The 23,674-nt window shown below is 64.1% G+C and carries 22 protein-coding genes; 11 read left to right on the top strand and 11 right to left on the bottom strand.

The window, feature by feature from the left end; translation table 11 throughout:
* Positions 1-44 precede the first annotated feature (44 nt).
* Entirely contained in the window at positions 45-548 is a 504-nt protein-coding gene (locus tag ACO06R_RS00540) for a CYTH domain-containing protein (RefSeq protein WP_421854624.1), read from the top strand.
* The gene (locus ACO06R_RS00535; protein WP_421854621.1) at positions 545-1,462 is read left to right on the top strand and encodes a CHAD domain-containing protein; all 918 of its coding nucleotides are present in this window, start codon (positions 545-547) and stop codon (positions 1,460-1,462) included. The genes ACO06R_RS00540 and ACO06R_RS00535 overlap by 4 nt, the downstream gene beginning before the upstream one ends.
* A gap of 17 nt (positions 1,463-1,479) precedes the next feature.
* On the opposite strand, the gene ACO06R_RS00530 is transcribed toward ACO06R_RS00535, so the two are convergent.
* The 4 genes from ACO06R_RS00530 to ACO06R_RS00515 are packed head-to-tail and all read right to left on the bottom strand — an operon-like array spanning position 1,480 to position 5,157.
* Positions 1,480-2,616 (bottom strand): ABC transporter permease, encoded by a 1,137-nt coding sequence (locus ACO06R_RS00530; RefSeq protein WP_421854618.1) that lies wholly within the window; start codon positions 2,614-2,616, stop codon positions 1,480-1,482.
* Positions 2,613-3,530, bottom strand: coding sequence for an ABC transporter ATP-binding protein (locus ACO06R_RS00525; RefSeq protein WP_421854615.1), 918 nt, complete (start codon positions 3,528-3,530; stop codon positions 2,613-2,615). The genes ACO06R_RS00530 and ACO06R_RS00525 overlap by 4 nt, the downstream gene beginning before the upstream one ends.
* A complete protein-coding gene (locus tag ACO06R_RS00520) occupies positions 3,527-4,498 on the bottom strand; it encodes an HlyD family secretion protein (RefSeq protein ID WP_421854612.1) in 972 nt (323 codons plus the stop codon). The genes ACO06R_RS00525 and ACO06R_RS00520 overlap by 4 nt, the downstream gene beginning before the upstream one ends.
* Positions 4,495-5,157, bottom strand: coding sequence for a CerR family C-terminal domain-containing protein (locus tag ACO06R_RS00515; RefSeq protein ID WP_421854609.1), 663 nt, complete (start codon positions 5,155-5,157; stop codon positions 4,495-4,497). Before ACO06R_RS00515 ends, ACO06R_RS00520 begins: the two co-directional genes overlap by 4 nt.
* A 139-nt stretch (positions 5,158-5,296) precedes the next feature.
* Here ACO06R_RS00515 and ACO06R_RS00510 point away from each other — a divergent pair, with 139 nt between their 5' ends.
* Positions 5,297-6,169, top strand: a complete 873-nt coding sequence (locus ACO06R_RS00510) for a lipo-like protein (RefSeq protein WP_421854606.1) — start codon at positions 5,297-5,299, stop codon at positions 6,167-6,169.
* Between the two features lie 15 nt (positions 6,170-6,184).
* On the opposite strand, the gene ACO06R_RS00505 is transcribed toward ACO06R_RS00510, so the two are convergent.
* Together ACO06R_RS00505 and ACO06R_RS00500 are read right to left on the bottom strand one after the other, a co-directional pair.
* Complete coding sequence (locus ACO06R_RS00505) at positions 6,185-7,420, bottom strand: HupE/UreJ family protein (protein WP_421854603.1); 1,236 nt, start codon at positions 7,418-7,420, stop codon at positions 6,185-6,187.
* 58 nt (positions 7,421-7,478) lie between these two features.
* Positions 7,479-9,413: a calcineurin-like phosphoesterase C-terminal domain-containing protein gene (locus tag ACO06R_RS00500; protein WP_421854600.1), complete on the bottom strand. Its 1,935-nt coding sequence runs from the start codon at positions 9,411-9,413 to the stop codon at positions 7,479-7,481.
* A gap of 219 nt (positions 9,414-9,632) precedes the next feature.
* Here ACO06R_RS00500 and ACO06R_RS00495 point away from each other — a divergent pair, with 219 nt between their 5' ends.
* Positions 9,633-9,932 carry a hypothetical protein gene (locus ACO06R_RS00495; protein WP_421854597.1) on the top strand — a complete coding sequence of 100 codons (300 nt, stop codon included), beginning with the start codon at positions 9,633-9,635 and terminating at the stop codon, positions 9,930-9,932.
* Between the two features lie 5 nt (positions 9,933-9,937).
* Here ACO06R_RS00495 and ACO06R_RS00490 read toward each other — a convergent pair whose 3' ends face one another.
* Positions 9,938-12,802: a hypothetical protein gene (locus ACO06R_RS00490; RefSeq protein ID WP_421854594.1), complete on the bottom strand. Its 2,865-nt coding sequence runs from the start codon at positions 12,800-12,802 to the stop codon at positions 9,938-9,940.
* A gap of 136 nt (positions 12,803-12,938) precedes the next feature.
* Here ACO06R_RS00490 and lepA point away from each other — a divergent pair, with 136 nt between their 5' ends.
* The gene (gene lepA / locus ACO06R_RS00485; protein ID WP_421854591.1) at positions 12,939-14,747 is read left to right on the top strand and encodes a translation elongation factor 4; all 1,809 of its coding nucleotides are present in this window, start codon (positions 12,939-12,941) and stop codon (positions 14,745-14,747) included.
* Positions 14,748-14,828: 81 nt separating this feature from the next.
* Here the strand turns inward: lepA and ACO06R_RS00480 are convergent, their stop codons facing one another.
* The 4 genes from ACO06R_RS00480 to minC all read right to left on the bottom strand — a co-directional run bounded on the left by ACO06R_RS00480 (position 14,829) and on the right by minC (position 18,015).
* Positions 14,829-15,374, bottom strand: a complete 546-nt coding sequence (locus ACO06R_RS00480) for a hypothetical protein (RefSeq protein WP_421854588.1) — start codon at positions 15,372-15,374, stop codon at positions 14,829-14,831.
* A gap of 838 nt (positions 15,375-16,212) precedes the next feature.
* Positions 16,213-16,476: a cell division topological specificity factor MinE gene (gene minE / locus ACO06R_RS00475; RefSeq protein WP_421854584.1), complete on the bottom strand. Its 264-nt coding sequence runs from the start codon at positions 16,474-16,476 to the stop codon at positions 16,213-16,215.
* Positions 16,473-17,288, bottom strand: coding sequence for a septum site-determining protein MinD (minD, locus tag ACO06R_RS00470; protein WP_421859138.1), 816 nt, complete (start codon positions 17,286-17,288; stop codon positions 16,473-16,475). Before minD ends, minE begins: the two co-directional genes overlap by 4 nt.
* A 34-nt stretch (positions 17,289-17,322) precedes the next feature.
* On the bottom strand, positions 17,323-18,015 hold the full coding sequence (minC, locus tag ACO06R_RS00465) for a septum site-determining protein MinC (RefSeq protein WP_421854581.1): 693 nt from the start codon (positions 18,013-18,015) through the stop codon (positions 17,323-17,325).
* Between the two features lie 423 nt (positions 18,016-18,438).
* Here minC and ACO06R_RS00460 point away from each other — a divergent pair, with 423 nt between their 5' ends.
* The 6 genes from ACO06R_RS00460 (at position 18,439) to ACO06R_RS00435 (ending at position 23,666) form a co-directional block, all read left to right on the top strand.
* On the top strand, positions 18,439-19,332 hold the full coding sequence (locus ACO06R_RS00460; protein WP_421854578.1) for an SH3 domain-containing protein: 894 nt from the start codon (positions 18,439-18,441) through the stop codon (positions 19,330-19,332).
* Positions 19,333-19,630: 298 nt separating this feature from the next.
* Positions 19,631-19,795: a Flp family type IVb pilin gene (locus ACO06R_RS00455; RefSeq protein ID WP_421854575.1), complete on the top strand. Its 165-nt coding sequence runs from the start codon at positions 19,631-19,633 to the stop codon at positions 19,793-19,795.
* Positions 19,796-19,960: 165 nt separating this feature from the next.
* Positions 19,961-20,476: an A24 family peptidase gene (locus tag ACO06R_RS00450; protein WP_421854572.1), complete on the top strand. Its 516-nt coding sequence runs from the start codon at positions 19,961-19,963 to the stop codon at positions 20,474-20,476.
* 149 nt (positions 20,477-20,625) lie between these two features.
* The gene (gene cpaB / locus ACO06R_RS00445) at positions 20,626-21,426 is read left to right on the top strand and encodes a Flp pilus assembly protein CpaB (RefSeq protein WP_421854569.1); all 801 of its coding nucleotides are present in this window, start codon (positions 20,626-20,628) and stop codon (positions 21,424-21,426) included.
* Between the two features lie 53 nt (positions 21,427-21,479).
* A complete protein-coding gene (locus ACO06R_RS00440) occupies positions 21,480-22,979 on the top strand; it encodes a type II and III secretion system protein family protein (protein ID WP_421854566.1) in 1,500 nt (499 codons plus the stop codon).
* 12 nt (positions 22,980-22,991) lie between these two features.
* Positions 22,992-23,666 carry a CpaD family pilus assembly protein gene (locus ACO06R_RS00435; protein ID WP_421854564.1) on the top strand — a complete coding sequence of 225 codons (675 nt, stop codon included), beginning with the start codon at positions 22,992-22,994 and terminating at the stop codon, positions 23,664-23,666.
* Positions 23,667-23,674 lie beyond the last annotated feature (8 nt).

Genomic DNA, 23,674 nt, shown 5'->3' with positions numbered 1-23,674 from the left:
GCTGATCGTTGCAAAAACGTCATGTTTCGGGAAGATTGCCGCCCATGGCAAAGGAAATCGAACGCAAGTTCCTGATCGCGAACGACACATGGCGCAATGGCTGCGACGGGATGCGCGGCATTCTCCAAGGCTATATGGCGCTCGATGGTGACGTCTCGTTGCGCGTGCGCATCGTCGACGATGCATGGGCGACATTGACCATCAAGTCCGGCGCTGCGCGCCTTGCCCGCGATGAGTTCGAGTATTCCGTTCCCCTGTCCGATGCGCGGGAAATGATGGAGTGCTGCAAGGGCCGCGTGATCGCAAAGACCCGCTATACCATTCCCCATGCCGGCTATGTCTGGGAGGTCGATGTTTATGAAGGCGCCCATGCCGGTCTGGTGACTGCCGAGGTCGAGATGGTTTCGGAAACCGATGATCCGCCCTTGCCAGACTGGATCGGCCCGGAGATCACCGGCGACAAGGCATGGAGCAACGCCGTCCTCGCGGTTCACGGCATGCCCGACGGTGCGTTGGAAGACCGGCAAGAAAAAAGGGCGTTTGTTTGAGTTACCGGATCCGGCCGGGTCTCGATCTTACCGGAGAGGTCGCGCGGATCGCGCAGGCCCAGTATGGCAAGGCAATCGACATCCTCAAAACTGAACGCGGCGGCCGCCACGAGGCGATCCACGACGCCCGCAAGCGCTTCAAGCGACTGCGCGGCCTGCTGCGCCTCGTGCGCGCCGGCGACCCGGAATTCTGTCTGGCCGAGAATGCCCGCCTGCGCGACACGGCCGGCACGCTGTCCGTCGTGCGCGATGCCACCGCCCTGGTCGAAACCATGGACCGGCTCTACGGCACCGCGCAACCGGCCGACGATCTGGCGGTTCTGCTCGCGGTTCGCCACCGCTTGGCCGAGCGCCGCGACACCATCGCCGCTAGCGAGACCGGGCTGGACGAAAAGATTGCCGACGCGATCGCCGAATGCCGCGCCGGAACGGCCGCGTTGGCATCGCTCTCCCTGCCGAAAGGGCCGAACAAGAGCGCCAAGCTGCTGGCCGCCGGTTTCGCCAAGACCTATGGCCGCGCCTGCACGTCTTTTGAGGCCGCCGAACAGTCCGGCATCGACGAGGACTGGCACGATCTGCGCAAGCGCATCAAGTATCACTGGATGCACTCAAACCTGCTGCGCGAGGTCTGGCCGGGCCAGATGCGGTTGCGCGCCGCCGTCGCCGACCGCGCGGGCGAGGCTCTCGGCGAGGACCATGATCTTTCCGTTCTTGGCGACCTGATCGACGCGGCGCCGGGCGAGGTCGGCAATGCACGTGAGATCGCGGTGGTGCGGGCGGTCATCGCCAAGGAATCCGCCCGCCTGCGCGAGGAGTTCCGGACCATCGCCGCCGATCTGCTGCGCGATCCGAAGGACTTGGTCAAATCCCGCTTCATCGCGCTCTGGAATGCCGCCGCGGCGGCCGAGAGCTAGCTGTTGAGGCTCCACATCTAGTCGAGCGTGCGGCGGAAGCGCCTGAGCGCGATGGCCGCATAGGCGAACACGAACAGCACGAGGACCGACATTTCGGTCGCCACTGCGGGATAGTCCGCGCCTTTCAGCATGATCGCTCTCACCACGCGCAGGAAATGCGTCAGCGGGAAGATCTCGCCCAGCACCTGCGCCCAGCCCGGCATGCCGCGATAGGGAAACATGAAGCCGGACAAGAGAAGCGACGGCAGGAAAAAGAAAAACGTCAGCTGCATCGCCTGCATCTGCGTGCGCGCCGCCGTCGAGATCGTGTAGCCGAGCAGCACCAGCGCGAAGACGAAAATCATCACCCCGGTCAGCAGCAGCGGCATCGGGCCGGAGAATGGCACGCCGAACAGCAGCTTCGCCGCGCTCAACACGACGACGACCTGCACCGCGCCCACTGCCAGATACGGCAGGACCTTGCCGAGCATGATTTCCATCGGGCTTGCCGGCATGGCGAGCAGGTTTTCCATCGTGCCGCGCTCGCTTTCGCGGGTCAGCGCCATCGCCGTCATCATGGTCATGGTCATTTGCAGGATCACACCCAGCAGCCCAGGCACGATGTTGTACTGGGTGATGCCTTCCGGGTTGTATCGCCGGTGCACCACCACCTGCAGCGCATTGGCCTGCTCTCGCGCCGCCTGCGCCTCCGCGCCCTGCTCGCGCAACAACGCCTGTGCGGCGACCGTGCCCAGCGTCGAGATCGCACCGGAGGCGACCGACGGGTCGGTCGCGTCCGCCTCGATCAGGATTTGCGGATGATCGCCGCGCAGCACGCGGCGCGCGAAGTCCGATGGTATGGTGACGATGAACGAGACGGTGCCCGCCGCCATCAGCGCTTCCGCTTCGGCGGCGCTCGCCGCCACATGGTCGAAACGATAGTAGCCGGTCGCCTCCATCGCCGAGACCATGGCCCGCGTGTAGCGGTCCTGGCTGGTCGTCACCAGCGCCGCCGGCAGCCCTTTCGGGTCGCTGTTGATGGCAAAGCCGAACAGCACCAGCTGGATCAGCGGAATGCCGAGCATCATCGCGAAGGTGACGCGGTCGCGCCGCATCTGGATGAATTCCTTGGCGAGCAGCGCCCACAGCCGGCGAAACGAGAAGAACGCGTTCATTGCATGTTGTCCTGCGCATCGCCCATGAACTGGATGAACACGTCCTCCAGGCTGGTGGTGCCCTCGCGCGCCTCGATGCCGGTTCTGGTAGACACCTCGGCGACCGACGCCGCCAGCGCGGCCCGGTCGCGACCGACGATATGCAGCGTGTTGCCGAAGGGGGCGATCTGGTCGATCCCGGCCATGCCCTCCAGCATCCGCGCCGCCGACGCGGTGTCGCCCTGATCCATGATGAAGGTGGTCAAATCGGCATTGGCGACCACCTCGTCGACTGTGCCGCTGGCGATCAGCTTGCCATAGGAGATGTAGTGGATGCGGTGGCAGCGCTCGGCCTCGTCCATGTAGTGGGTCGAAACGAGCACCGTCAGCCCGGTCGCCGCCCGCGCGTGAATCTCGTCCCAGAACTCGCGCCGCGCCTTCGGGTCGACCCCCGCCGTCGGTTCGTCGAGCAGCAGCAGCTTCGGCTTGTGCATGATGCAGGCAGCCAGCGCCAGCCGCTGTTTCCAGCCGCCTGACAGCGTGCCCGCCAGTTGCCGGCGGCGCGAATAGAGCCCGAGATCCTCCAGCGTGTCGCGCACATGCTGGCGCGCCGGCCGCATGCCGTAGAGCCGGGCGACGAAGATCAGATTCTCCTCGATCGACAGGTCTTCGTAGAACGAGAATTTCTGCGTCATGTAGCCGACTTCACGCTTGATCTTCAGCGCCTCGCTGCGGATGTCGTAACCCAGAACGCGCCCTTCGCCGCCGTCGGCGGTCAAGAGGCCGCACATCACCCGGATGGTCGTCGTCTTGCCCGAGCCGTTCGGTCCCAGAAAGCCGGCGATCTCGCCGGCCGCCACCTTCATCGACACATGGTCGACCACGGTATTGGTGCCGAAAGTCTTGACCAGGTCGCGAACCTCGATCGCGCTCATGGCCGTCGCGCCTCGCTTTCCGGCTCCGGCAGTTCGGCATCGACGATCTGGCCCGGCTTCAGCCGCGCTGCCGAGGCGTCCGGTCTGGCCTCGACCAGCCACACCAGCTTCTGTCGGCTTTCCAGCGAGTAGATGACCGGCGGCGTGAATTCGGGTTCATCGGCCACATAGGTCACCGTCGCGGTCATGCCGTCGTCGCATCCGTCGCAGCGAAACGACAGCGACGTGCCGGCTTCGATGCTGCCGAGCGAGGTTTCCGGAACGTAGAGCCGTAACTTGACCGCGCCGTCCGGCAACACCGACAGCACCGGTGCCTGCGGGCCGGCCAGTTCGCCGGGATTGCGGATGATGTCGGCGACGACCCCGTCGGACGGGGCGCTCAGCATGCGCTTGCCGAGCCGCCACTCCGCGCTCTCCAATGCCGCCGCGGCTTCGGCCACCGAGGCCTCGGCTGCGGCGATCTGATCGTCGCGCGCCGGCAGCTTGGCGACTGCCAGATTGGCTTCCGCCTGCTCGACGGCGGCCAGCGCCATGTCGCGCGCGGTGCGCGCATCGTCCAGCACCGATTGCGGCGCGATGCCCTTGGCGACCAGATCCTCCTGCCTTTCGACCACCCGCCCGGCCTCTTCGGCCTGGGCGCGCGCCGAATGCAGCGTCGCCGCGATCACGTCGATCTCCTCCGGCCGCCTGCCGAGCCGCAGGTCGCCGAGCCGGCTCTCGGCCTGGGCAAGCGTCGCCCGCGCCTGTGCCACGGCGATTTCCGCGTCGCGCTGCTCGAGTTCAACCAGCATCTGTCCCGGTTCGACCCGGTCGCCGCGCGCCACGCCGAGCGACACAATCTGCGCCGTCTCCACCGGCGCGATCAGCACATACTCGCCTTCCACATAGCCGACGGCGAGCGGCGGTGGCGCGCAGGCGCCAAACAGGCTGGCGACAAGCGGGATGGCGCAGACGATTTCGGCGATCATTGGGCGCTCCTTTCGGCGGCGATGATGGCGCGGACATTGCGCGCGATCGTCGCGGTGATCGTGTCGGCCTCTGCAGACCCGATCCTCTCCCAGCCCATGCGGCATTTGACGACCTCGCGACCGATGCGGAAATAGAGGATCTGGCCGATCATCGTGAACACGGTAAGCCGGCTTTCGTCGCTTTCCGCCGGCTGACCGGTCGCCACCGCCCACAGCTGACAGACCCGGCCGTGCATCGGCCCGATCACCTTCTCCAGCATGATTTCCAGCACCGCGCCGGCTTCGGCGACCTCGCGCAGCATGAAGGGCGCGATATTCTCGGCCTCCGGCCGCACCAGGATGAATTGCGCCATCGTCGCGGCCAGTTGCTCAAGCGTGCGTGCGGCCGTCTGCGGGTCCGGATCGGGGCCGGCATTGGTCAGCACGGGCTCCAGCACCGCCGACATCCGGGTCGCGATGGTCTGGGCGCAGGCCACTCGCAGCCCGTCCTTGCCGCCGAAGTGATAGGCGATGGACGCCGAATTCGTGCCCGCCTCGCCAGCGATCTGGCGGATCGAGGTGCCGTTGAAACCCTGGCCGCCGAACAGCCGCATCGCCGCCGCGATCAGCGCGTCGCGCGTCGCCTGCTGTCGGCCCTCCGGTTGTTCTCGAACAGTCATGACAGCGATTTAATCAATCGATTGATTAAATTCAAGCACCAATCTGTTATTGGCCCGTCATGGAAACGTGAGGCCGGGCCGCTTATTCTCTAGTCAGGGGAACACGGCTGCCGGGCCGCTCGCCCGCCGGAGGAGGATCATGACCGAGCAGACCGACACGATTTTGGACCGGCTGGGGCGCTGGATGGCCGCGCGCCTGCAGACCGAGTCGTCGGGCTACAAACCCTATACGCCGTCCGATCATGACACGCTCTACCGCACGCTCAGGCCGGGCGACGTATTGCTGGTCGAGGGCAACCGCAAGGTGTCGGCGGCGATCAAGTACCTCACCCAATCGACCTGGAGCCACGCCGCCCTCTATGTTGGCGACGCGATCGACAAGACCGACGCCGCCGGCCGCCGGCTGCGCCTGGTCGAGGTCAATCTCGGCACCGGCTGCGAGGCCGTGCCGCTGGAGAAATACGAAAGCTACAACACCCGCATCTGCCGGGCCGTCGGCCTGACTCCGGCCGATCGCGACGCGGTGGTCGATTTCATGATCTCCAATATCGGCCTGCGCTACGACAACAAGAACATCATCGACATGCTGCGCTATTTTTTCCCGACCCCGCCGGTGCCGGTGCGCTGGCGCCGCCGCATGCTGCAATTCGGTTCGGGCGATCCGACCCGCGCGATCTGCTCCTCGCTGGTCGCCCAGGCCTACCAGGTGATCCGCTATCCGATCCTGCCGGAGGTCACGCTGGCGCCGGGCCGCGCCCACGCGGCCTCGGATTTCTCGCGCAGCGAAATCCTGCACATCCGTCATCACTCGCTGTTCACGCCGCGCGACTTCGATCTCTCGCCCTATTTCGAGGTTGTCAAGCCGACCCTGAAATACGGTTTCGACTACAAGCAGGTCGTCTGGGGCGACCGTCCGGACGCGCGGGCAAAGCCGCAAGAACAGCAGGAGCCGGAGAAGCTGGAAGACCGGTCAGAAGCCGCCGAAACCGATCCGCCCGGCGACAAGCGGTAGAATCCGGCAACAGCGTCAGGCGATCAGGCTGGCGCCGCGCTCGACCACCCACACGAAGGCCATGGCGGCGATGGCTGCCAGCGCCGCGTTGCGCAGGATCGGCGTGCCGACCTTCGACAGCCGGGTCGCCACCGCGACCACCGCCAGCACCACGGCGATGATGGCAAGCTGGCCGATCTCGATGCCGATATTGAACGCGGCCAGTGCCGGGATCAGGTTGGGCGCGTCGCGGCCGAGAATCTCGCCGAGCACGAACGAGAAGCCGAGGCCGTGCAAGAGGCCGATCCCGGCAATCACCGCAATCGAATCCATCTTGCGCCAGAACGCCACCACGGCGGCATAAAGCACGGTCGCTGCGATGGCCGTCTCGACCGCCGGGATGAACCACGGCCAAGCCGGTGTCGCGCCGAGAAAGGTGGTGATCAGCGTCACCGAGTGGCCGAGCGTGAACGCCGTGACGATCCAGATCAGCCGGCGCAGCGTCGCCACGCCGAGCGCCAGGCAGACCACCAGAAACACGTGGTCGATCCCCTCGATGATGTGCAGCACGCCCTGCCAGGTAAAGCGTGCCAGCGTGCCGACAAGCGAACCGTCGATGGTCGCCGCGCTTTCGAGCTGGCCTTCCATCGTGTAGGCGATCGGCGTTTCGCCGCGCGCGTCGATGATGTGATTGTCGATCGTGACATTCGCCGCCACTTCGATGGCCGGCAAGGTCGAACGCACCTGCAGCGCGCCGGCGTTATCCGGCGCATGGAGTGTCAATGTGATTTCGAAGTAAGCCTCGCCGAAATTCGGATCGAGCCCGGTCGATTCCAAGGCAATGGCGTTTGCCGCCGCCTTCTGCGTGTCGAAGGCGCTGTCAGGTTCGCGGGTGCGCAACCGCACCGTCTCGACGGTCACGTCGACGGGCTTGCCGTCCTGCGTCCAGGCAAGCGAACCGGCAATGCGTTCGGCAAGCGCTTCCTTTCTGTCCACGACTGCCTTTGTCGGAATGACATAGCTGTAGCCGGTGCCCAGGAATTCGCCCTTGAGAAAAGGCGATTCCAGCGGCCGGTCCTCGGCCCGGGCGGTCTCGATCGTGTCGGCGAACAACAGCGGTGCCGGTGTCCGCAGATAGGCGGTCAGCCGGTCGCCGTTGCTGGCGATCAGGATGGTTCGAAGCTTGGTCCCTTCGGAGAAGTGCGCGCTGGCGGGCAAGGAAGCGAGGCAGGCGAGGATTGCGGCGAGAAAGACGCGAAACACGAACGGCATGGGATCGTAACTCTCGTGGTGGTGGCCCGGGCGGCATGCCGCCCGGGCCGGATGTCGTCTAGTTGAACGCGGCTTTATTCCAGTCGAGATCGGGGAGTTTGTCCACCACCTCGAAGGTCACCTTGTGGCTGAAAGTGCGGCCGTGACGGTCGGTCGTCTTCGCCTCCATCACATGCACGCCGGTCGGCAGCTCTGCCGGCAGGTCGGCGCGCCAGAGATGGCTGGAATTGTTGGTCAGCATCCAACCCATCAGCGGTCCGGGCACACCCTTCCACTCGGTGCCGCGCCAGGTGGAGAAGCCGGCGGTGTCGTCGCCGCCCTTCGCCGAGCGGAACGCGGTGCGGCCGTTGGTCGACTGCTTTGCCAGCGCCAGCGGGTCCGCATATTCCGGCCCGCGGAGCTTGGCTTCGCCATCGCCGGCCTGGGTGCGCGTTGCCTGGATCGCCGCGCCGTCATTGATGGCGACAGACACGGTGTTCTCGCGGCCGCCGTTCCACACATTGACGGCCACCCAGGTGCCCTTCTTCAGGTCGTCGGTGGTGATCATGTTCATGTCGCCGAGATCGTTGATGGTGACCGGCGGCAGAACGTCCGAAGGCGAGCCGTAGAGGTCGACATAAGCAAGCAGATCTTCCGCCCAGGAGCGGAAACGCGGCGTGTTGAACGAGGCGTGCAACTGCTCCTCGCCGGTACCGCCGAATGTCATGTAGGTGTCGACATAGTCGGCGCCGTCAAAGGCAATCTTGTAGTAACCGCGCGGGCTGCCGAGGCGCTGCGTTGCATGCGGCACACCCTGATCGTTCAGGTCGCCCGCCCACCAGGAACCGGACACGGCGCCGGTGACGATCTGGCGGAACTTCACCGGACCGGTCCCGGTGTTCTCGGCCCAGCCCTCGAACTCTTCGCCCGGTGCGATATGCTCGGTCGTGTGCGTGTGGCCCGACAGGCCCAGCGCCGGACGCTCGCCGATGATCTCGTAGAGCCTGTCGAGATTGTCGGTCTGGTGCTTGGCCGCCGTGTTGTCGGTGAAGGTGACGAACGGGATATGCGCATTGAGCACGATCAGGTGATCGGCGGGCACATTGGCCAGATCGTTCTTCAGCCATTCGAGCTGCCGGTCGTGGATGACGCCGTTATAGGTCGGGTTCTTGCCCGGATCGCAGAACGGATGGTCGTCGACGCCGTTGCACGGGTAGCGCACATTGTCGAGCACGACGAAATGCACCTTGCCGATGTCGAAGGAGTAGTACTCCGGGCCCCATTCGCGGCGGAATGTGTCGAATGAGTCCGCGTCCTTGGTGGCGTCGAAATCGAGGTCGTGATTGCCGGCCACATAGTATTGCGGCACGCCGCCGACTGCGACGATTTTCTTGAAGCGCGGGTAAAGCGACAGGTCGTCGCCCATCACGTCGCCTTCGAAGATCAGGCACTGGGTATCGCTGTTGTCGCGATTGGCGAGCAGCTTGCCGACGGTCTCGCGCACGAAGCCGATCTCGCGGTTGGAGTAGGGCTGCGTGTCGCCGAACACCAGGCAGTCGAAACGGTCGTCGGCGCCGCTGGCGATGACCGGAAAGTTGATTGCCTCGGGAAGCGGGCCGGTCGGCGCGATGCCGCCGAAACGCAGGTCGGGCGAGCCGGCCACTTTATGAATGTAGTTGAACTGCGGAACCATGTCGCCATCGACCGGCACGGCGTGGCCTGCCGGCTTGGTAATGAACAGGTTCATGTCGTCATAGGCAGGCAGTTCGTAATCGCCGTTCGCGTCGGTCATCACGACTTCGCGTCCATTGGAAACCTGCACCCCTGCGATACCGCTTTCGCCGGTATCGAGAACCGAGTTGCGGTTGGCGTCGAGAAACACTTTGCCGCGCGCTTTCTCGGCGTCGCCGGGCACGACATGCACGGCGCCGGTATACGGCGCGTCCATGGCGGCCGCCGGCGTGGCGAGCGCCGTCGCAGCCGCGAGCGTGATGAGAATGGCCAGTCGCATCATGATGTGAGATCTCCCCTGATCGACACGGCGTAATCGCCGCGCCGTCATGTTCGGTCAGGCGCATGACGGACGTGTTGCATGTGGATTACGCTTCTGTGTCCGTCTTGTGTGCCATGTGAACAATCGCGTTCGCATCGCTGAACCGGGCATTCATGGCCGGTTCAGGCGAGGTTTGCTATTTTGGCGGCCAAGTCGAGAAACCGGCAGAGGAGTATCCCCATGATGCGGTCCGTGATTGCCAGAGCAGCAACAGTCTTCGTGATCGTCGCCACAACCGCGACAGCGTCCGCCGCAGGGTCGCTGAACGCCGCGACCGGCGAGCGCCACATGTCGCCGATCGCCATCAAGGCGCTGTTGCTTGCCAAGCCGGCCGCCAAATCCGCACCGGGCTTCTTACACGCAGCCGCGCCGGTCTATGGCGAACGTTGTGTCACCGAGATCGGTTTTTGCGAGATCCTCCCCCAGCCCGTCGGCTCGCCCTGTATGTGCGGCGACGTAACGGGTATCACCCTGCAATAGCCCGGTCATTTTCCGGGATTGCCGCCCGCTTCGCCGCATGGCGGCTTACCTTCCGCCATCAGCGCCTTGATCCGGTCCGGCACGGTGATCGAAACTGTGTCGACGATCGATTTCTGCCCTTCGCTTGTCCAAATCGTGACCGGAACCGTGTCGATCGCATTGCCGCCAGGCGCGCCGCCCTGCGCAAAGGGAATGACCTCGCCGAAATGGGCGATGATGCCGCGCATGTCCGGCATCACCTGGATCAGGTTCGATTTCTGCGCGCCCAGTGTCACCACGGTGCTGCGCCACAGCCTTTCGCCCTTGAGCACGATATTCGCCTCCTCGCAGGCGCGCAGCGCTGCCTTCGGCAGATGCAGTTGATAGAGCGACGGCTGGGTTGCCGCCGCATAGGGGAAGTGGTTGCGGATGAACTCCAGCCGGGTCGGCAGCTCCACCCGCAGTTCCTGCGGCTCGGTCGGCGCATCCACATTTTCCAGATGCACGCGCCGGTCGGGCGCGGCGGGATCGCGCCAGCTTGTCGTCACCTTGATGTCGACGCTTTCCCACCATGCCGGCAGTGACACCAGCGCCGACAGTTTGACATTCGCCGATTCCATGACCGGCAGCGAGAACACGCCGCGCGCCTCGGCCGGGAAGATGTACCAGCCGAACTTCGCCTTGCCCAGTCCGCTCGCCTCGTCGCCGGCGCTGTCCACCTGCGCTCCGAACCCGATGATCCGGTACTGCTTCTCGATCCAGCTTTCGGTGGTGTCGCCGCCCGCCGCGATCTGGCTGGCCTGTCGGCCGCCCGTGAACAGGCTGGTCAGGTTCCAGTCGACCTGTTGGTCGCGCCGCTGAAGGTTGAAGGCACCGCTCGGCTGTACCGAGTAGCTGAACGTCTTCTGACTGCCCGACAGCAATTCGATGAAGCGGAACAGGCCGATCGGCAGGGTGTGCTGCGCGTCGATCCGGAACAGGTCGTCGGCGGAGGTTTCCTCGTCCGCATGCGCGGCGCAGATCATGTGGGCAAGCAGGTTCCAGCCGATCTCGCGGTCGACCTTCGGCACCAGCCGGTTGAAGGCATAGGCGCTGCTGATCCCGGCGAGCAGCACGCGGTCCTTGCCGTCCGGCTTTTCGATTGCCGTGTCGTGATGCCGGCAGGTCCCGTTCAGGCGGTCGGTGTCATGCGGGTATTTTTCGAGCCCGTTCGGCTTCTTGTTCGCCGTCACCCGTGCGGCGACGCCGACATATTCGGTGCGTTCGCGTGCCCGGAATTCGCTCCTCTTGCTGGTGACGACGATGCTCGACATGCCCTGGCGCGCTTGGTAGTGCGAGCGGTCGGCGCGCGTGCCGCTGTCGCTGCTGAACTGGGTCGATTGCCTGATGTCGACGCGTTCCACCTTGCCGAGCGGATGCGATCCGTAATCGCGGATCAGCGAGCGCGAGATGCAGTCCAGCAGATCGGCCTCGACCTCCGTCGTCAGCCGGAACCGGGCGCCCGCGCCACTGCCTGCCACGTTCGCGCCGCCCGGGCTTCCGATTTCCTGCACCAGGTTTTCGCCCCACGCGCATTGTTCGTTGAAGCGGTTGAACGCGTAGAGGAAATACTCGCTCCACAGCAATTCGCCTCGCGTTGTGCCGGGCGGGATGTAGAGCTTTGACGGATCGATCGACAGCGTCTTGTCGGCAAAGGCCTCGACGCCGGAGAGATCCGCGCCGACGACCTCCAGCACCCGGTTCGTCTCCGCAATGCAGCCGCGGATAAACGCCAGGATCTCGGCCTCGATCGATGGCGCGCCCTGGCGCTGCCGGCCGAACCGGCACTCGATCTCGTCAAATGTGTCGGGCTTCAGCGAGACGCTGTTGAAGCTCTCGATGAAGCGCATCGCCTGGCGGTCCAGATTGTCGAAAAAGGGCTGGATCAGCGTGCGAATGCGGGCGCTGACCTGCGGCGAACGCAAAAGATGTTCGATATCGTCGGACTCGCGCTTGTAGCCGGCATTCTCCGTACTCAGCCACTTCTGGTAGAGCGTTTTCCAGCGCGCATATTGCGCGGCCATCGCCGCTTCCGCCTCGTCCGGCGCGGTCAGCACGCCGGTGTCGAACAGATAGGCGCATTCGAACGCATAGAGCCCGCCACAGCGGGCGTTGTCCCCCTCGACAAAGGCGTCGAGCGGCTGCAGCGGATCAACCGGCTCGATCTCCATCTCGATGGCCGCGATGCGCCGCGTGCGCGACCCGGCGATGATCGCGGCGCCGAAATTGAACTGGTAGAGCGAGTTCGAGCCGAGGTCGTGGCGGTCGTCGAGTTCGTTTTCGATCAGCGCCCGGCGGATCGTCGCGCGCATGTTACGCTGCAGGTTGAAACTGTCATCGGCCGAGACCAGCAATTGCTCTTCCAGTTCGGCGCCGCTGCCGGCGGCCGGTTGCGCCTCCGGCGTGTCTGTTTCCGCCGCCGCGCCGGCCGGCGCCGTGCGCGCCGCAATCCGCACGCTGTCCTTGCGGTAGGATGAGATCACCGCCGCACGCTCTTCCAGTTCGCGCAACTGGTCTTCCAGCCAGGCCTGTTCGCGGAACCGGTCGTTGACCAGCCGCTCGCGCGTGTAGATCTGCGGGCTTTCGATATGCACCACGCCGCCGGTTTCCGGGCGCAGATTGTCGATCACGCCGGAAAACCAGAAGAACGACAGGAATATCGCCGTCCAGATCAGAACGCCCGCCGTCAAAAGCGTGCGCCAGAAATCGCGGACATAGCCCCACAGGCCGCCGGCCGGCGCGTCGTCGCCGTTCGCCGTCTGCGTCTCCGCCGGCGTTTTCGCCAGCTGTCCGCCGTCCTGCGCTTGCGTCTCGGCGGCCGCCATGCCGCCCTTGTCGTCTCCGGCCGTCATGCGTCGTCCCTCGCATTGCCGCAGACCCGCATCCTAGCATGCCGCAGGAAGAAAGGGCACCGAATGGCGGGCATTTAAACCCTGAACGCGGCAAAATCCGCTTCCAGCCTTTTCGCTTTGCGCCTATATGGGCGCAATGACAGACACGCCCAGAGACAATATCCGCAACTTCTCCATCGTCGCCCATATCGACCATGGCAAGTCGACGCTCGCCGACCGGCTGATCCAGATGACCGGATCGCTCGAGGAGCGCGAGATGAAGGAGCAGGTGCTCGATTCCATGGATATCGAGCGCGAGCGCGGCATCACCATCAAGGCCAACACGGTGCGTCTCGAATATGACGCCCGCGACGGCCAGCACTATGTGCTCAACCTGATCGACACGCCCGGCCATGTCGACTTCGCCTATGAGGTGTCGCGCTCGCTGGCCGCCTGCGAGGGCTCGCTGCTCGTCGTTGACGCCTCGCAGGGCGTCGAGGCGCAGACGCTGGCCAATGTCTACCAGGCCATCGACAACGACCACGAGATCATCCCGGTCCTCAACAAGGCCGACCTGCCGGCCGCCGAGCCGGACCGCGTCAAGGAGCAGATCGAGGAGGTGATCGGCCTTGACGCCACCGACGCGCTCTTGATTTCGGCGAAGACCGGCCAGGGCGTCGACGAGGTGCTGGAGGCGATCGTCACGCAATTGCCGCCGCCTGCCGCCGGCGAGCGGTCCGCGCCGCTCAAAGCCATGCTGGTCGATTCATGGTACGACGCCTATCTCGGCGTCGTCGTGCTGGTCCGCGTCATCGACGGCGTTCTCAAGAAGGGCCAGGCGATCCGCATGATGGGCACCGGCGCCAAATACCCGGTCGACCGCGTCGGCGTGCTCACGCCCAAGCTCGTCGTCGTGCCCGAGCTCGGCCCCGGCGAACTGGGCGTCATCACCGCCTCGATCAAGGAGGTGGCCGACACCCGCGTCGGCGACACCATCACCGAGGACAAGCGCCCTACCGCCGAGCCGCTGCCCGGCTTCAAGCCGGCCCAGCCGGTGGTCTTTTGCGGCTTGTTCCCGGTCGACGCCGCCGATTTCGAGGACCTGCGGTCCGCCATCGGCAAATTGCGCCTCAACGACGCCTCGTTCTCCTACGAGATGGAGACCTCGGCCGCGCTCGGCTTCGGCTTCCGCTGCGGCTTTCTCGGCCTGTTGCATCTGGAGATCATCCAGGAGCGCCTTTCCCGCGAATTCGGCCTCGACCTGATCGCCACCGCGCCCTCGGTCGTCTACCGCATGACGCTGACCGACGGCACCGTGACCGAATTGCACAATCCCGCCGACATGCCGGATATCGTCAAGATCGCCGCCATCGAGGAGCCGTGGATCAAGGCGACGATCATGACGCCGGACGATTATCTCGGCGCCATCCTGCAGCTCTGCCAGGAGCGCCGCGGCATCCAGACCGACCTGTCCTATGTCGGCACCCGCGCCATGGTCACCTACGAACTGCCATTGAACGAGGTGGTGTTCGATTTCTACGACCGGCTGAAATCGATCTCCAAGGGCTACGCCAGTTTCGACTACCAGCTCGAGGGCTACCGCGAGGGCGATCTCGTCAAGATGCAGATCCTCGTCAACGAGGAGCCGGTCGACGCGCTGTCGATGCTGGTCCACCGCGCCGCGGCCGAAAAGCGCGGCCGCCAGATGTGCGAGAAGCTGAAGGACCTGATCCCCCGCCACATGTTCAAGATCCCGATCCAGGCCGCTATCGGCGGCAAGGTGATTGCGCGTGAGACCATCTCGGCGATGCGCAAGGACGTCACCGCCAAATGCTATGGCGGCGACGTGACGCGCAAGCGCAAGCTTCTGGAAAAGCAGAAGGAAGGCAAGAAGAAGATGCGCCAGTTCGGCCGCGTCGAAATCCCGCAGGAAGCGTTTATACAAGTGCTGAAGGTGGAGAGCTAGGAAGACCCCGCCCGATCGTCGATTTCGGCCTGGAGCGGACCTTCGTGCAAGTCGCACCAAAGGTCCGCAACGAGCCCAAACCTACTCTTCCCCGTCGGTGTCCCAAGCGGTCTGCCAGAAAGAAACCTGATACTCCGATAGCTCTTCAGGGTCATCTGGAACGTAAAACTCAACCGTGCAAGGCCGGTCCGGAAACTGGGTTCGCAGCTTTGCCTCCCACATTTCCTTTACGATGTTCCCAACGAAGAGAAGCTTGTCTGCGGACAGGTTATCGCGATCATGGTAGTGTAGATCAGCCAAATGCCAATGGTTGAGGGTCCACTCAACACCTTTGGGTGTAGAGCCTGCCTGGTTTTCAAAGCCTTCAATGTTTTCCTTGCTTACGCCTTCGACAAGTATGTACTTGCCAACAGCTTCAAATCTTGGCCACAAAAGAGCTGCGTAACCAACTGCCAGTTTGTAATTGCCTTCGCTTTCCGTCCAAGTTTCTAGCGGTATCCCGGCACCGTTGTTCCACGCTCTCAGTTCGTCTGACATGCTTTCTGGTATTTGATGAGGCATTTCACTGGTCCTTGCTTCTCGCGACAGCGATAGGACTAACTGAAGTAAATCTTCAACGGCAGCCAAGTCCCGCGCTGCCGCCATTTGTTTACAGCGCTGCGAAAGCCCGCTTCCCGCCCTTCACGGTCGTCTGTCAGCGCGCATTGAATCGCACCTCGGGGACAGATCGTCGAGAACAACCTTGTTTTCCGCTACCGGGCCGCGCGCGGGCGAAGAAATCGTGAATTTTTTTGTTCCGGTTTATCCACCGCCCCAAAACCTCCCTTACAATCCATGGTGCCCTCCCACGGAAGTCTGGATGCGCACCGGCTGACAGGGGGAGGGACGGTGCCTGTCGGGCGGTGCAGAGGTGTATCGCTGGGTGATGAACCCCCACGGCAGGGCGGCATGAAGCGGCGCGCGCAGTCTTGTTTTCCCGGACTTTGATCCGGGCCGCCGACCGAAGCTGCAAGACCACCGAGCGGGCGGTCGCAAGATCGCATAGTCATTTAGCCGAGCGATCCTGCGACCGCCCGTCTTCCATGTTTCTACAATTCGGTCTCGGCGATGAGGCGCGGCGGCGATGTCGCATGTCCGGAGTGCGGAGATTTGCCGCGAACGAAAAGGAAGGTCGTCATCCTAGGGCTTGACCCTAGGATCCATTCCGTTCTGGCGGAGCTTGGCACAGGAGCTGGCAGAATGAGATTCATTCTTCGATACCCTGCGACTCGCAACCATTCTGGAATGGGTCCCTGCGCGCCGACGGCGCTTCGCTTGTCGTTGGTCAAGCCCGAGGATGACGGCCTTCGTCTAACATCTTCGCTACTCGCCAGTTTCGTCGCAAGGGGAGAGATACCCCTCATCCGCCTTCGCTTCGCTCAGGCACCTTCTCCCACCACGGGGAGAAGGGGCTACGAGGCCTGCCTCAAGCCGCGCGGACGCCGGTGTCGTAGGGAATTTCGATGTCGACGGCGAGCGTCGAGACCTGGGCGCCGCGTTCCACGGTCACCTTGACGCGCCGCCCGTCCATGGCCACGTGCCGGGCGAGCACGTCCATGATTTCCTCGCGCAGGATGCCGACGAGATCGGTGCCGCCGACGGCGGCCCGCTCATGCGCCAGCAGCACCTGCAGGCGGTCGCGCGCTGTCGTCGCCGAGCGCCGCCGGCCGAACAGTCGCAGGATGTTCATGCCGCCTTCCTTCCGAAGATACGGCCCAGGAAGCTGCGTCGCTCGCCGGGCACGGTCACGGGCAGGGTTTCGCCGGCAAGCCGCCTTGCCGCCTCGAAATAGGCTTTCGCCGTCGCGCTCTGGCGGTCGGCCAGCGTCACCGGCGCGCCGATGTTCGACGCCCGCAGCACGTCGCTGCTTTCGGGCACGATGCCGAGCAGCGGGATCGACAGGATTTCCAGCACGTCGTCGACGGCCAGCATGTCGCCGGTCGCCGCGCGGGCCGGGTCGTAGCGGTTGACGATCAGGTGCTTGTCCATCCGCCCGCCGTCCTCGGCGATTGCCGTCTTGGAATCGAGCAACCCGATGATGCGGTCGGAATCGCGCACCGACGAGACTTCCGGGTTGGTGACCACGATCGCCGCGTCGGCGTGGCGCATGGCCAGTGTCGCGCCCCGCTCGATGCCGGCCGGGCTGTCGCAGATCACCCAGTCGAAGGCGTTCTTCAGGGCGGTGATCACCTGTTCCACGCCCTCCGGCGTCAGCTTGTCCTTGTCGCGGGTCTGCGAGGCGGGCAAGAGGTACAGCGTCTCCAGCCGCTTGTCGCGGATCAGCGCCTGCGCCAGCTTGGCCTCGCCGTGGATGACATTGATCAGGTCGTAGACGACGCGGCGCTCGGCGCCCATCACGAGGTCGAGATTGCGCAGGCCGACATCGAAATCGACCACCGCAACCTTGTCGCCATTGGCGGCAAGCGCGGCCCCGAGCGCGGCCGTCGTGGTGGTTTTGCCGACGCCGCCCTTGCCCGAAGTGACCACAATCGCCTTGCCCATGTCGTTCTCCTGGTTCTGGCCGGTCATCGGCCGCTTACAATGCCTCGGCCATCAGGGCCTCGTCGTCGAGGCGGAATTGCACCGCCTTGCCGCGCAGGCCCGGGTCGAGATCCTCCGACGTCTTGTAGTAGCCGGCAATCGCCACGAGTTCGGCTTCCAGCTTGCGGCAGAAGATGCGTGCGTTCGTGTCGCCGCCAGCCCCCGCCAGCGCCCGCCCGCGGATCGCGCCATAAACGTGGATCGAGCCGCCGGCGATCACCTCGGCGCCGGACGACACCGCGCCGACAATGGTGATGTCGCCGTCACACATCAGCGTCTGGCCGGAGCGGACCGGTTCGGTAATCAGTTTGGAACGCGCCGCCGGTTGCTTCGTTTGGCCGTCCTTACCTTCGGCGTTTGGCGCGAAGTCCGACGCAGGCAGGCCGCCGCCGAGCAGCGGCGGCATGTCGCTGCCCAGCTGGCCGGGTTCGGCGCCCTCGATGCCCATGATGCGCACGTCGCGCTCGCCGAGCGCGTCGATCAGCCCGCGCAGTTCCGCGCGCTCGATTGTCAGCCCGGCGATGTCCAGGACGACCGGGCGTTGCATGAAGAAACCCGCCGAGCGCTCCGCGAGGTCGTCGAGCCGCACCAGCCAGTCGGCCACCGGCAGTTCCGGTGAGAGCACCAGGGCAAGGAAGGAGCGGCCCTTCAGGCGGATCGGCTGGGTGGTCGTTAGCACTTCAGTCATCTTGGTTAAAAATCCGTTTCCCGGTGTAAGGGAGACGTGGTTAACGAATTGTTATCCGCCGTGCCTTGCCGGAGAATGGAAAAACCGTCGCGGCGGCCCATTTTCCCCCGGTTTCGGCGCTTTTGCGGCCAGCCGGCGGCGGCGGTGCGCGCCGTCAATGCCGCAGCGACAGTCGCTGCCGCTGCCGCGCCATGTATTTCCCAGCGTTATCTGGCGGGTGATTCGCGCGACAATCGGCGGTTGTCGAAGGGGCGACATACCCTCACGGCGGGAAACAATGAGACTCCAAATGTGACCATTCGGGCTTTTTATGCCCGATTGTGGCCCATTAACCAGTGTTTGGTCCGCCGGGTACGGCGAAAAAAGCCCCCCGGTAGACGGGAGCCAGCCGTGTTCCTTGCAAGAGCAGTGGAGTGGATTGTCATGGGTAGTGAGTTCGGACCACAAGCTGTAACCGCAATGCGCGCGCCGGTCGCGCAGCAGTCGGCGAGCCTGATGATGTTGTTGCTGGTCGGTTTTGCCGGCCTTGTCGCCGGCGCCTGGGGAACCGTGCTTCTCGAGCGCGGCGTACCCGGTGCCTCCGCGGCCGCCAGCGGCTTCGAGCGCACGGCCGCGCTGATCCGCGAGCATCTCGTCCTGCCGCCCGCCGCCGCCGCCGAACTGCCGCCCACCTGGCGTGAGCGTTTCGCCTCCGAGGAGCCAGGCGCGGCGATCGAGCGCGCCCGCTCCGACCAGGCCGTCGCCCAGGCGACCGCCGATCTCGCCGTCAAGCTGGCGCTCAACAAGGACAAGCTGAAGATCCTGCCGGCCGGTTCGACCCGCTTCGCGGGCGAGGGCGATGCACGTTCGCCGAGCGAAGCGCCGCGCTTGCCGCAGTATTTCGCGCGTGCCGACGCACAGATCGGTGCCGAAACCACCGGCGGCATTCGCGCCGCCGACGCCCTAGTCGCACCCACAGGCGGGGTTGCTGTCGCCGAGACCGAGGCCGATGTCCGGCAAATGGAACAACAGATGGAGCGGCAGATGGAAGGCCAGCTCGCTGCTATAAGCAAAGAGGAACCTGTCGCCAGCCCGGCCGAGAAGCCCGCTCCGGAGGTTGCTGCAGCCGAAAGCCAGCCGCCGGCTGCGGACGATGGCATGCGTCCGGCGCAGGCCGACAAGTGGGTCAATATGCGCGTCGCACCCCGCAACAAGTCGCGCGTGCTCACGGTTGTGCCGTCTGGCGCCGATATCATGGCCGAGACCGACTGCCGGCACTGGTGCAAGGTCATCTATGACGGCCGCGAGGGCTATATCTACAAGACCTTCATCCGCTGAGCCGGAAATACGGACGGGGGTCGGTTCTTCCCCGTGGACATCGTAAATCCTGCTGGGGCCGGAATGACTCCCGTAAATTGAGGCTTGGCACCGTTTCGGCGTGAACTGACGCTGCGTACTACTTATCGGTTTCCGTAAGGTTTGGTTCACCATCCGAGGCGCTTTCGCGTCTTAAGACTATGGCAACCCTGTTCCTTAAGCGGCTGGCAACAGCCCGCGTGTAGGTTTCGCTCATCCGATCAGCGCCAAGTCAAGAGCGTTGACGGGGGTGCTGTGAAACGAGAAATAGGAGCTCATCATGTTTGCACGTTTTCTGAAAGACGAGTCCGGTGCTACCGCTATCGAATATGGCCTCATCGCTGCTCTGATCGCCGTCGCGATCATCACCGGTGCCACTACGCTCGGTACGAACCTGAACTCGAAGTTCAACGCCATCGGCACCACGGTTGGTTCCGGCGTCTAATGGCTCGACCGCCTCAGGCGGTTAGCTGAATGCTAGGCGGCGCGCCTCACTCGAGGCGGGCCGCTTTTTCTTTGCGGCTACCTTCCCGGCACAGGGTTCCGTTTACGCAAATTTGAGGTGCGGCCTTTAGGATCGCGCCGTGCCGAAACCGCTGGAGGATTGGATATGGTCGCTGCCGTCATCATGGTCGTATTTCCGTTTGCGATGATTTTCGCGGCACTGTCCGACGTCTTCACGATGACGATCGGCAACCGGATCTCCGTCGTGCTGATCGGCGCTTTCCTGCTGGTCTCGCCGTTCATCGGATTGTCCTGGGCCGATTTCGGCATGCATGTCGCTGCATTCGCGCTTGTGCTTGCGGTCACCTTCGGTTTGTTCGCCACCGGAACGATGGGCGGCGGCGACGCCAAGCTCCTCGCATCGACCAGCCTCTGGATGGGCGTTGGGCCGGCGCTGACGACCTATCTTTTGACCGCCACGGTCGCCGGCGGCCTTTTCACTCTTTTCTTGGTTCTGTTCCGCAAATCGTCCTTCGCGGTCTATGCCGGCGAGGTGCCGATCTTGCGCCGCCTCATCGACGAAAAGGATGTGCCATATGGCGTGGCGCTTGCCGTCGGCGGGCTGGTGGCGTTTCCCGATACCGCGGCCATGGGATGGGCGCTTGCGAGCCTGGCCGGCTAGCGCGCGGTTTTTGTTGCCGCATGGGCAATTAACTGCTTTTCATCTTTCATTAAGTACGAAAATTACAGGGTTATTAACTGTAATTACACCTTTCGCTTCGAAAAATGGCCCAGCGAAGTTCGGAATAGTTCCGGAAAGTGGGTGCCATCATGTCGAAGCGTATCATCATTCTGTTTGTCGCCATACTGGCGGCCGGGGCGGCCGGCATCATGGCGATGAACCTTGTCGGACCGGGATCCGATGAAGTCGCCGTGGTCGAAACCGCGCCTGCGATTGAACTCGACAAGGTCTTGGTCGCCACCGAGACCCTCAACACCGGCAGCGCGATCGACGGCGGACTGCGGTGGCAGGAGTGGCCGGTCGCGGCGCTCTCTCCCGACTTCATCACCCGGTCGATGCGCCCGGACGCCATCAACGAGTTGACCGGCTCGGTGGTCCGTTCGACAATCTCCCAGGGCGAGCCGGTGCGTCCGATCAAGCTGATCGGCCCCGATCAGAGCTTCATGTCCTCGATCCTGCCGACCGGCAAGCGCGCCGTCGCCACCGAGATCGCGGCCGACACCTCGGCCGGCGGCTTCATCCTTCCCGACGATTATGTCGACGTCATCATGACTTCACGCCCGCCAGAACGAAACGGCGGCTATGTCACCGAGACGATCCTGGAGAACATCCGCGTGCTGGCGATCGACCAGACCATCCGCGAAGACGAGGAAGGCGAACTGGTGATTGTCGGTCAGACAGCCACGCTGCAGCTGTCGGCGCGGCAGGCTGAAATCATTACCGTCGCCCAGCAGATGGCCGACCGCCTGACGCTGGCGCTGCGCTCCGTACGCGATGTCGACCCGGACCAGGAAAGCGACGGCGCCGAACACCTGCTGACCGGCGGCTCGCGCGGCGGCACTGTCACCATGATCAAGTCCGGCCAGCGCAGCGAGGTGCAGACGCAATGATCGGCCCCTTTCTCCGCAACGCCGTTTCCCAATCTCGAAGAGGCAACCCGGCCATGACCCCTGCTCGTTTTGCCAAGACGCTGACAGCCGCCTTGTTGGTTTCGGCAGGATCGGCGTTCGCGCCCGCCGAAACCGGGCTCGCCCTGGTTTCGCCGGCGCAGGCCGACAACATCATCAAGGTCGGCCGCTCGACCGGAGGGACCGAGGATGTCAAGCTCGGTCTCAACAAGTCGATCGTTCTCGACCTGCCGGTGGATGCGCACGATATCCTCGTGGCCAATCCCGAAGTCGCCGACGCTGTCAGCCGCACGGCCCGGCGCATCTATCTGTTCGGCAAGGAAGTCGGTCAGACCAACATCTTCATATTCGACCGGTCCGGCAACCAGGTGGTCAGCCTCGATCTGCAGATCGAGCGCGATGTATCCGGTCTCGACCGTTACCTTGCCCGGTTCATTCCCGACTCCAACATCAAGACCGAGATCATCAACGACAATATCGTTCTGACCGGCACCGTGCAGACCCCGCAGGATGCCGCCAAGGCCGGCCAGCTCGCCGAAATCTTCGTCAAGGGCGGCGATGCGACGGAGGATGCGTTCAGCTTCTTCTTTAGCCGCCGCGGCAACAGCCAGATTGTCAATCTGCTCGATATCGTCGGCGGCGACCAGGTAACGCTCAAGGTCACTGTGGCGGAAGTTCAACGCACCGTCATGAAGCAGCTTGGCATCAACCTGATCGGTAGCCGAACTGGTGAGCACGGCATTACGTTCTCGGGGATTTCCGAGAACATTGCCGGTGCGCTCGGCAAACCCCTGACCAATTCGGGCTTCAATCTCGGCGGCGCGATTGGCGGCATGCAGATCGACGCCTACTTCCAGGCGATGGAAGAGGCGGGCGTGATGAAGACGCTCGCTTCGCCGACCCTGACAGCAATCTCAGGCGAGAAGGCGGTGTTCCGCGTCGGTGGCGAGTACAACATCATCAAGGGCTCGAACGCCAATGAGGATGGCACCGTCTATGACATCGAGACGGTCGACTACGGCATTGGCCTGGAGTTTACGCCGGTCGTGCTGGCGCCGGGACGCATCAGCCTGAAGGTGCGCACCGCGGTTTCCGAACCGACCGTTGAGGGCACTGTGCCGCTCAGCATCGGTGGACGCAATTCAGCAACCAATGTCCTGTCGATCCGCAAGCGGCTCGCCGATACCACGGTCGAACTGCCGTCGGGCGGCGCGATGATGATCGCCGGCTTGATCCGCGACGATGTTCGCCAGGTCGTTTCCGGTTTCCCCGGCCTGTCCAAGGTGCCGGTGCTGGGCACGCTGTTCCGCAGCCGCGACTTCATCCGCAACGAGTCGGAACTGGTGATCATGGTCACGCCCTATCTCGTGCGCCCTGTCGCGCCGAACAAATTGGCGCTGCCGACCGACAATTTCATGCCGGCAAGCGACCGCACCGGAAATCTGCTCGGCCGGCTTAACCGGATCTACGGAACTGTCGAGAAAGATCTTCCCAACGGCCGGTACTACGGCGCCGTCGGTTTCATCTACAAATAGGAGTTCGGTCGCATGGGTATGAAAGCGTTCTTCAAAACCGCGGCAGTGCTGGGGCTCCTTGCTTCGGTCGCCGGTTGCGGTTCGCTCGGCCGGGATCCGATCCAGGTTGGCAGTGTTCCGCAGGACTACCGCACAAACCATCCGATCGTGTTGTCGGAGCGTGAGAAAACCCTGGATATTCCGATCGCTTCGGGACAGCGCAAGATCAATATTCCGTTGCGCAGCAATATCCGGGCGTTCGCGGCGGCCTTCACCGAAACCGGCAGCGGGGTCCTCTTCCTGACCATGCCTTCCGGTTCGGCGAATGGGCCTGCCGTTAGCTACCTCAAGCCGCAGATCATGCAGGCGCTTGCCGATGGCGGCGTTCCGGCAAGCCGCATCGCCACGCAGTATTATGACGCCAAGGATCACGGTTCGGCGGCGCCGATCCGGCTGTCCTACCAGGCGGTCGCCGCTTCGGTCGCGCCCTGCGGCAACTGGCCGGAGGATCTCGGCGAGACCGTCGAGAACAAGAACTACCACGATTACGGTTGTTCGACTCAGTCAAACCTGGCGGCGGTTGTTGCCAATCCGGTCGACCTCTTGGGGCCGCGCCGTCTGAGCCAGATCGACGCCACGCAGCGCGCCGCTGTCATCGAGGATTACCAGTCGGGTCCGCGAGGCGCAGCCTCCGAAGTCCGGTACTAAGCGGGAAA

Source organism: Oricola sp., assembly GCF_965230365.1.
GTDB lineage: Bacteria > Pseudomonadota > Alphaproteobacteria > Rhizobiales > Rhizobiaceae > Oricola.
The sequence above is the reverse complement of the archived record's forward strand: the minus strand, read 5'-3'. Positions and strand labels throughout refer to the sequence as shown.

Excerpts from the sequence above, each read along its gene's own strand:
- ACO06R_RS00540 (WP_421854624.1), top strand. The coding sequence starts at position 45 with ATGGCAAAGGAAATCGAACGCAAGTTCCTGATCGCGAACGACACATGG.
- ACO06R_RS00530 (WP_421854618.1), bottom strand. The coding sequence starts at position 2,616 with ATGAACGCGTTCTTCTCGTTTCGCCGGCTGTGGGCGCTGCTCGCCAAG.
- ACO06R_RS00525 (WP_421854615.1), bottom strand. The coding sequence starts at position 3,530 with ATGAGCGCGATCGAGGTTCGCGACCTGGTCAAGACTTTCGGCACCAAT.
- ACO06R_RS00520 (WP_421854612.1), bottom strand. The coding sequence starts at position 4,498 with ATGATCGCCGAAATCGTCTGCGCCATCCCGCTTGTCGCCAGCCTGTTT.
- ACO06R_RS00515 (WP_421854609.1), bottom strand. The coding sequence starts at position 5,157 with ATGACTGTTCGAGAACAACCGGAGGGCCGACAGCAGGCGACGCGCGAC.
- ACO06R_RS00510 (WP_421854606.1), top strand. The coding sequence starts at position 5,297 with ATGACCGAGCAGACCGACACGATTTTGGACCGGCTGGGGCGCTGGATG.
- ACO06R_RS00505 (WP_421854603.1), bottom strand. The coding sequence starts at position 7,420 with ATGCCGTTCGTGTTTCGCGTCTTTCTCGCCGCAATCCTCGCCTGCCTC.
- ACO06R_RS00500 (WP_421854600.1), bottom strand. The coding sequence starts at position 9,413 with ATGATGCGACTGGCCATTCTCATCACGCTCGCGGCTGCGACGGCGCTC.
- ACO06R_RS00495 (WP_421854597.1), top strand. The coding sequence starts at position 9,633 with ATGATGCGGTCCGTGATTGCCAGAGCAGCAACAGTCTTCGTGATCGTC.
- ACO06R_RS00490 (WP_421854594.1), bottom strand. The coding sequence starts at position 12,802 with ATGACGGCCGGAGACGACAAGGGCGGCATGGCGGCCGCCGAGACGCAA.
- lepA (WP_421854591.1), top strand. The coding sequence starts at position 12,939 with ATGACAGACACGCCCAGAGACAATATCCGCAACTTCTCCATCGTCGCC.
- minE (WP_421854584.1), bottom strand. The coding sequence starts at position 16,476 with ATGAACATCCTGCGACTGTTCGGCCGGCGGCGCTCGGCGACGACAGCG.
- minD (WP_421859138.1), bottom strand. The coding sequence starts at position 17,288 with ATGGGCAAGGCGATTGTGGTCACTTCGGGCAAGGGCGGCGTCGGCAAA.
- minC (WP_421854581.1), bottom strand. The coding sequence starts at position 18,015 with ATGACTGAAGTGCTAACGACCACCCAGCCGATCCGCCTGAAGGGCCGC.
- ACO06R_RS00460 (WP_421854578.1), top strand. The coding sequence starts at position 18,439 with ATGGGTAGTGAGTTCGGACCACAAGCTGTAACCGCAATGCGCGCGCCG.
- ACO06R_RS00455 (WP_421854575.1), top strand. The coding sequence starts at position 19,631 with ATGTTTGCACGTTTTCTGAAAGACGAGTCCGGTGCTACCGCTATCGAA.
- ACO06R_RS00450 (WP_421854572.1), top strand. The coding sequence starts at position 19,961 with ATGGTCGCTGCCGTCATCATGGTCGTATTTCCGTTTGCGATGATTTTC.
- cpaB (WP_421854569.1), top strand. The coding sequence starts at position 20,626 with ATGTCGAAGCGTATCATCATTCTGTTTGTCGCCATACTGGCGGCCGGG.
- ACO06R_RS00440 (WP_421854566.1), top strand. The coding sequence starts at position 21,480 with ATGACCCCTGCTCGTTTTGCCAAGACGCTGACAGCCGCCTTGTTGGTT.
- ACO06R_RS00435 (WP_421854564.1), top strand. The coding sequence starts at position 22,992 with ATGGGTATGAAAGCGTTCTTCAAAACCGCGGCAGTGCTGGGGCTCCTT.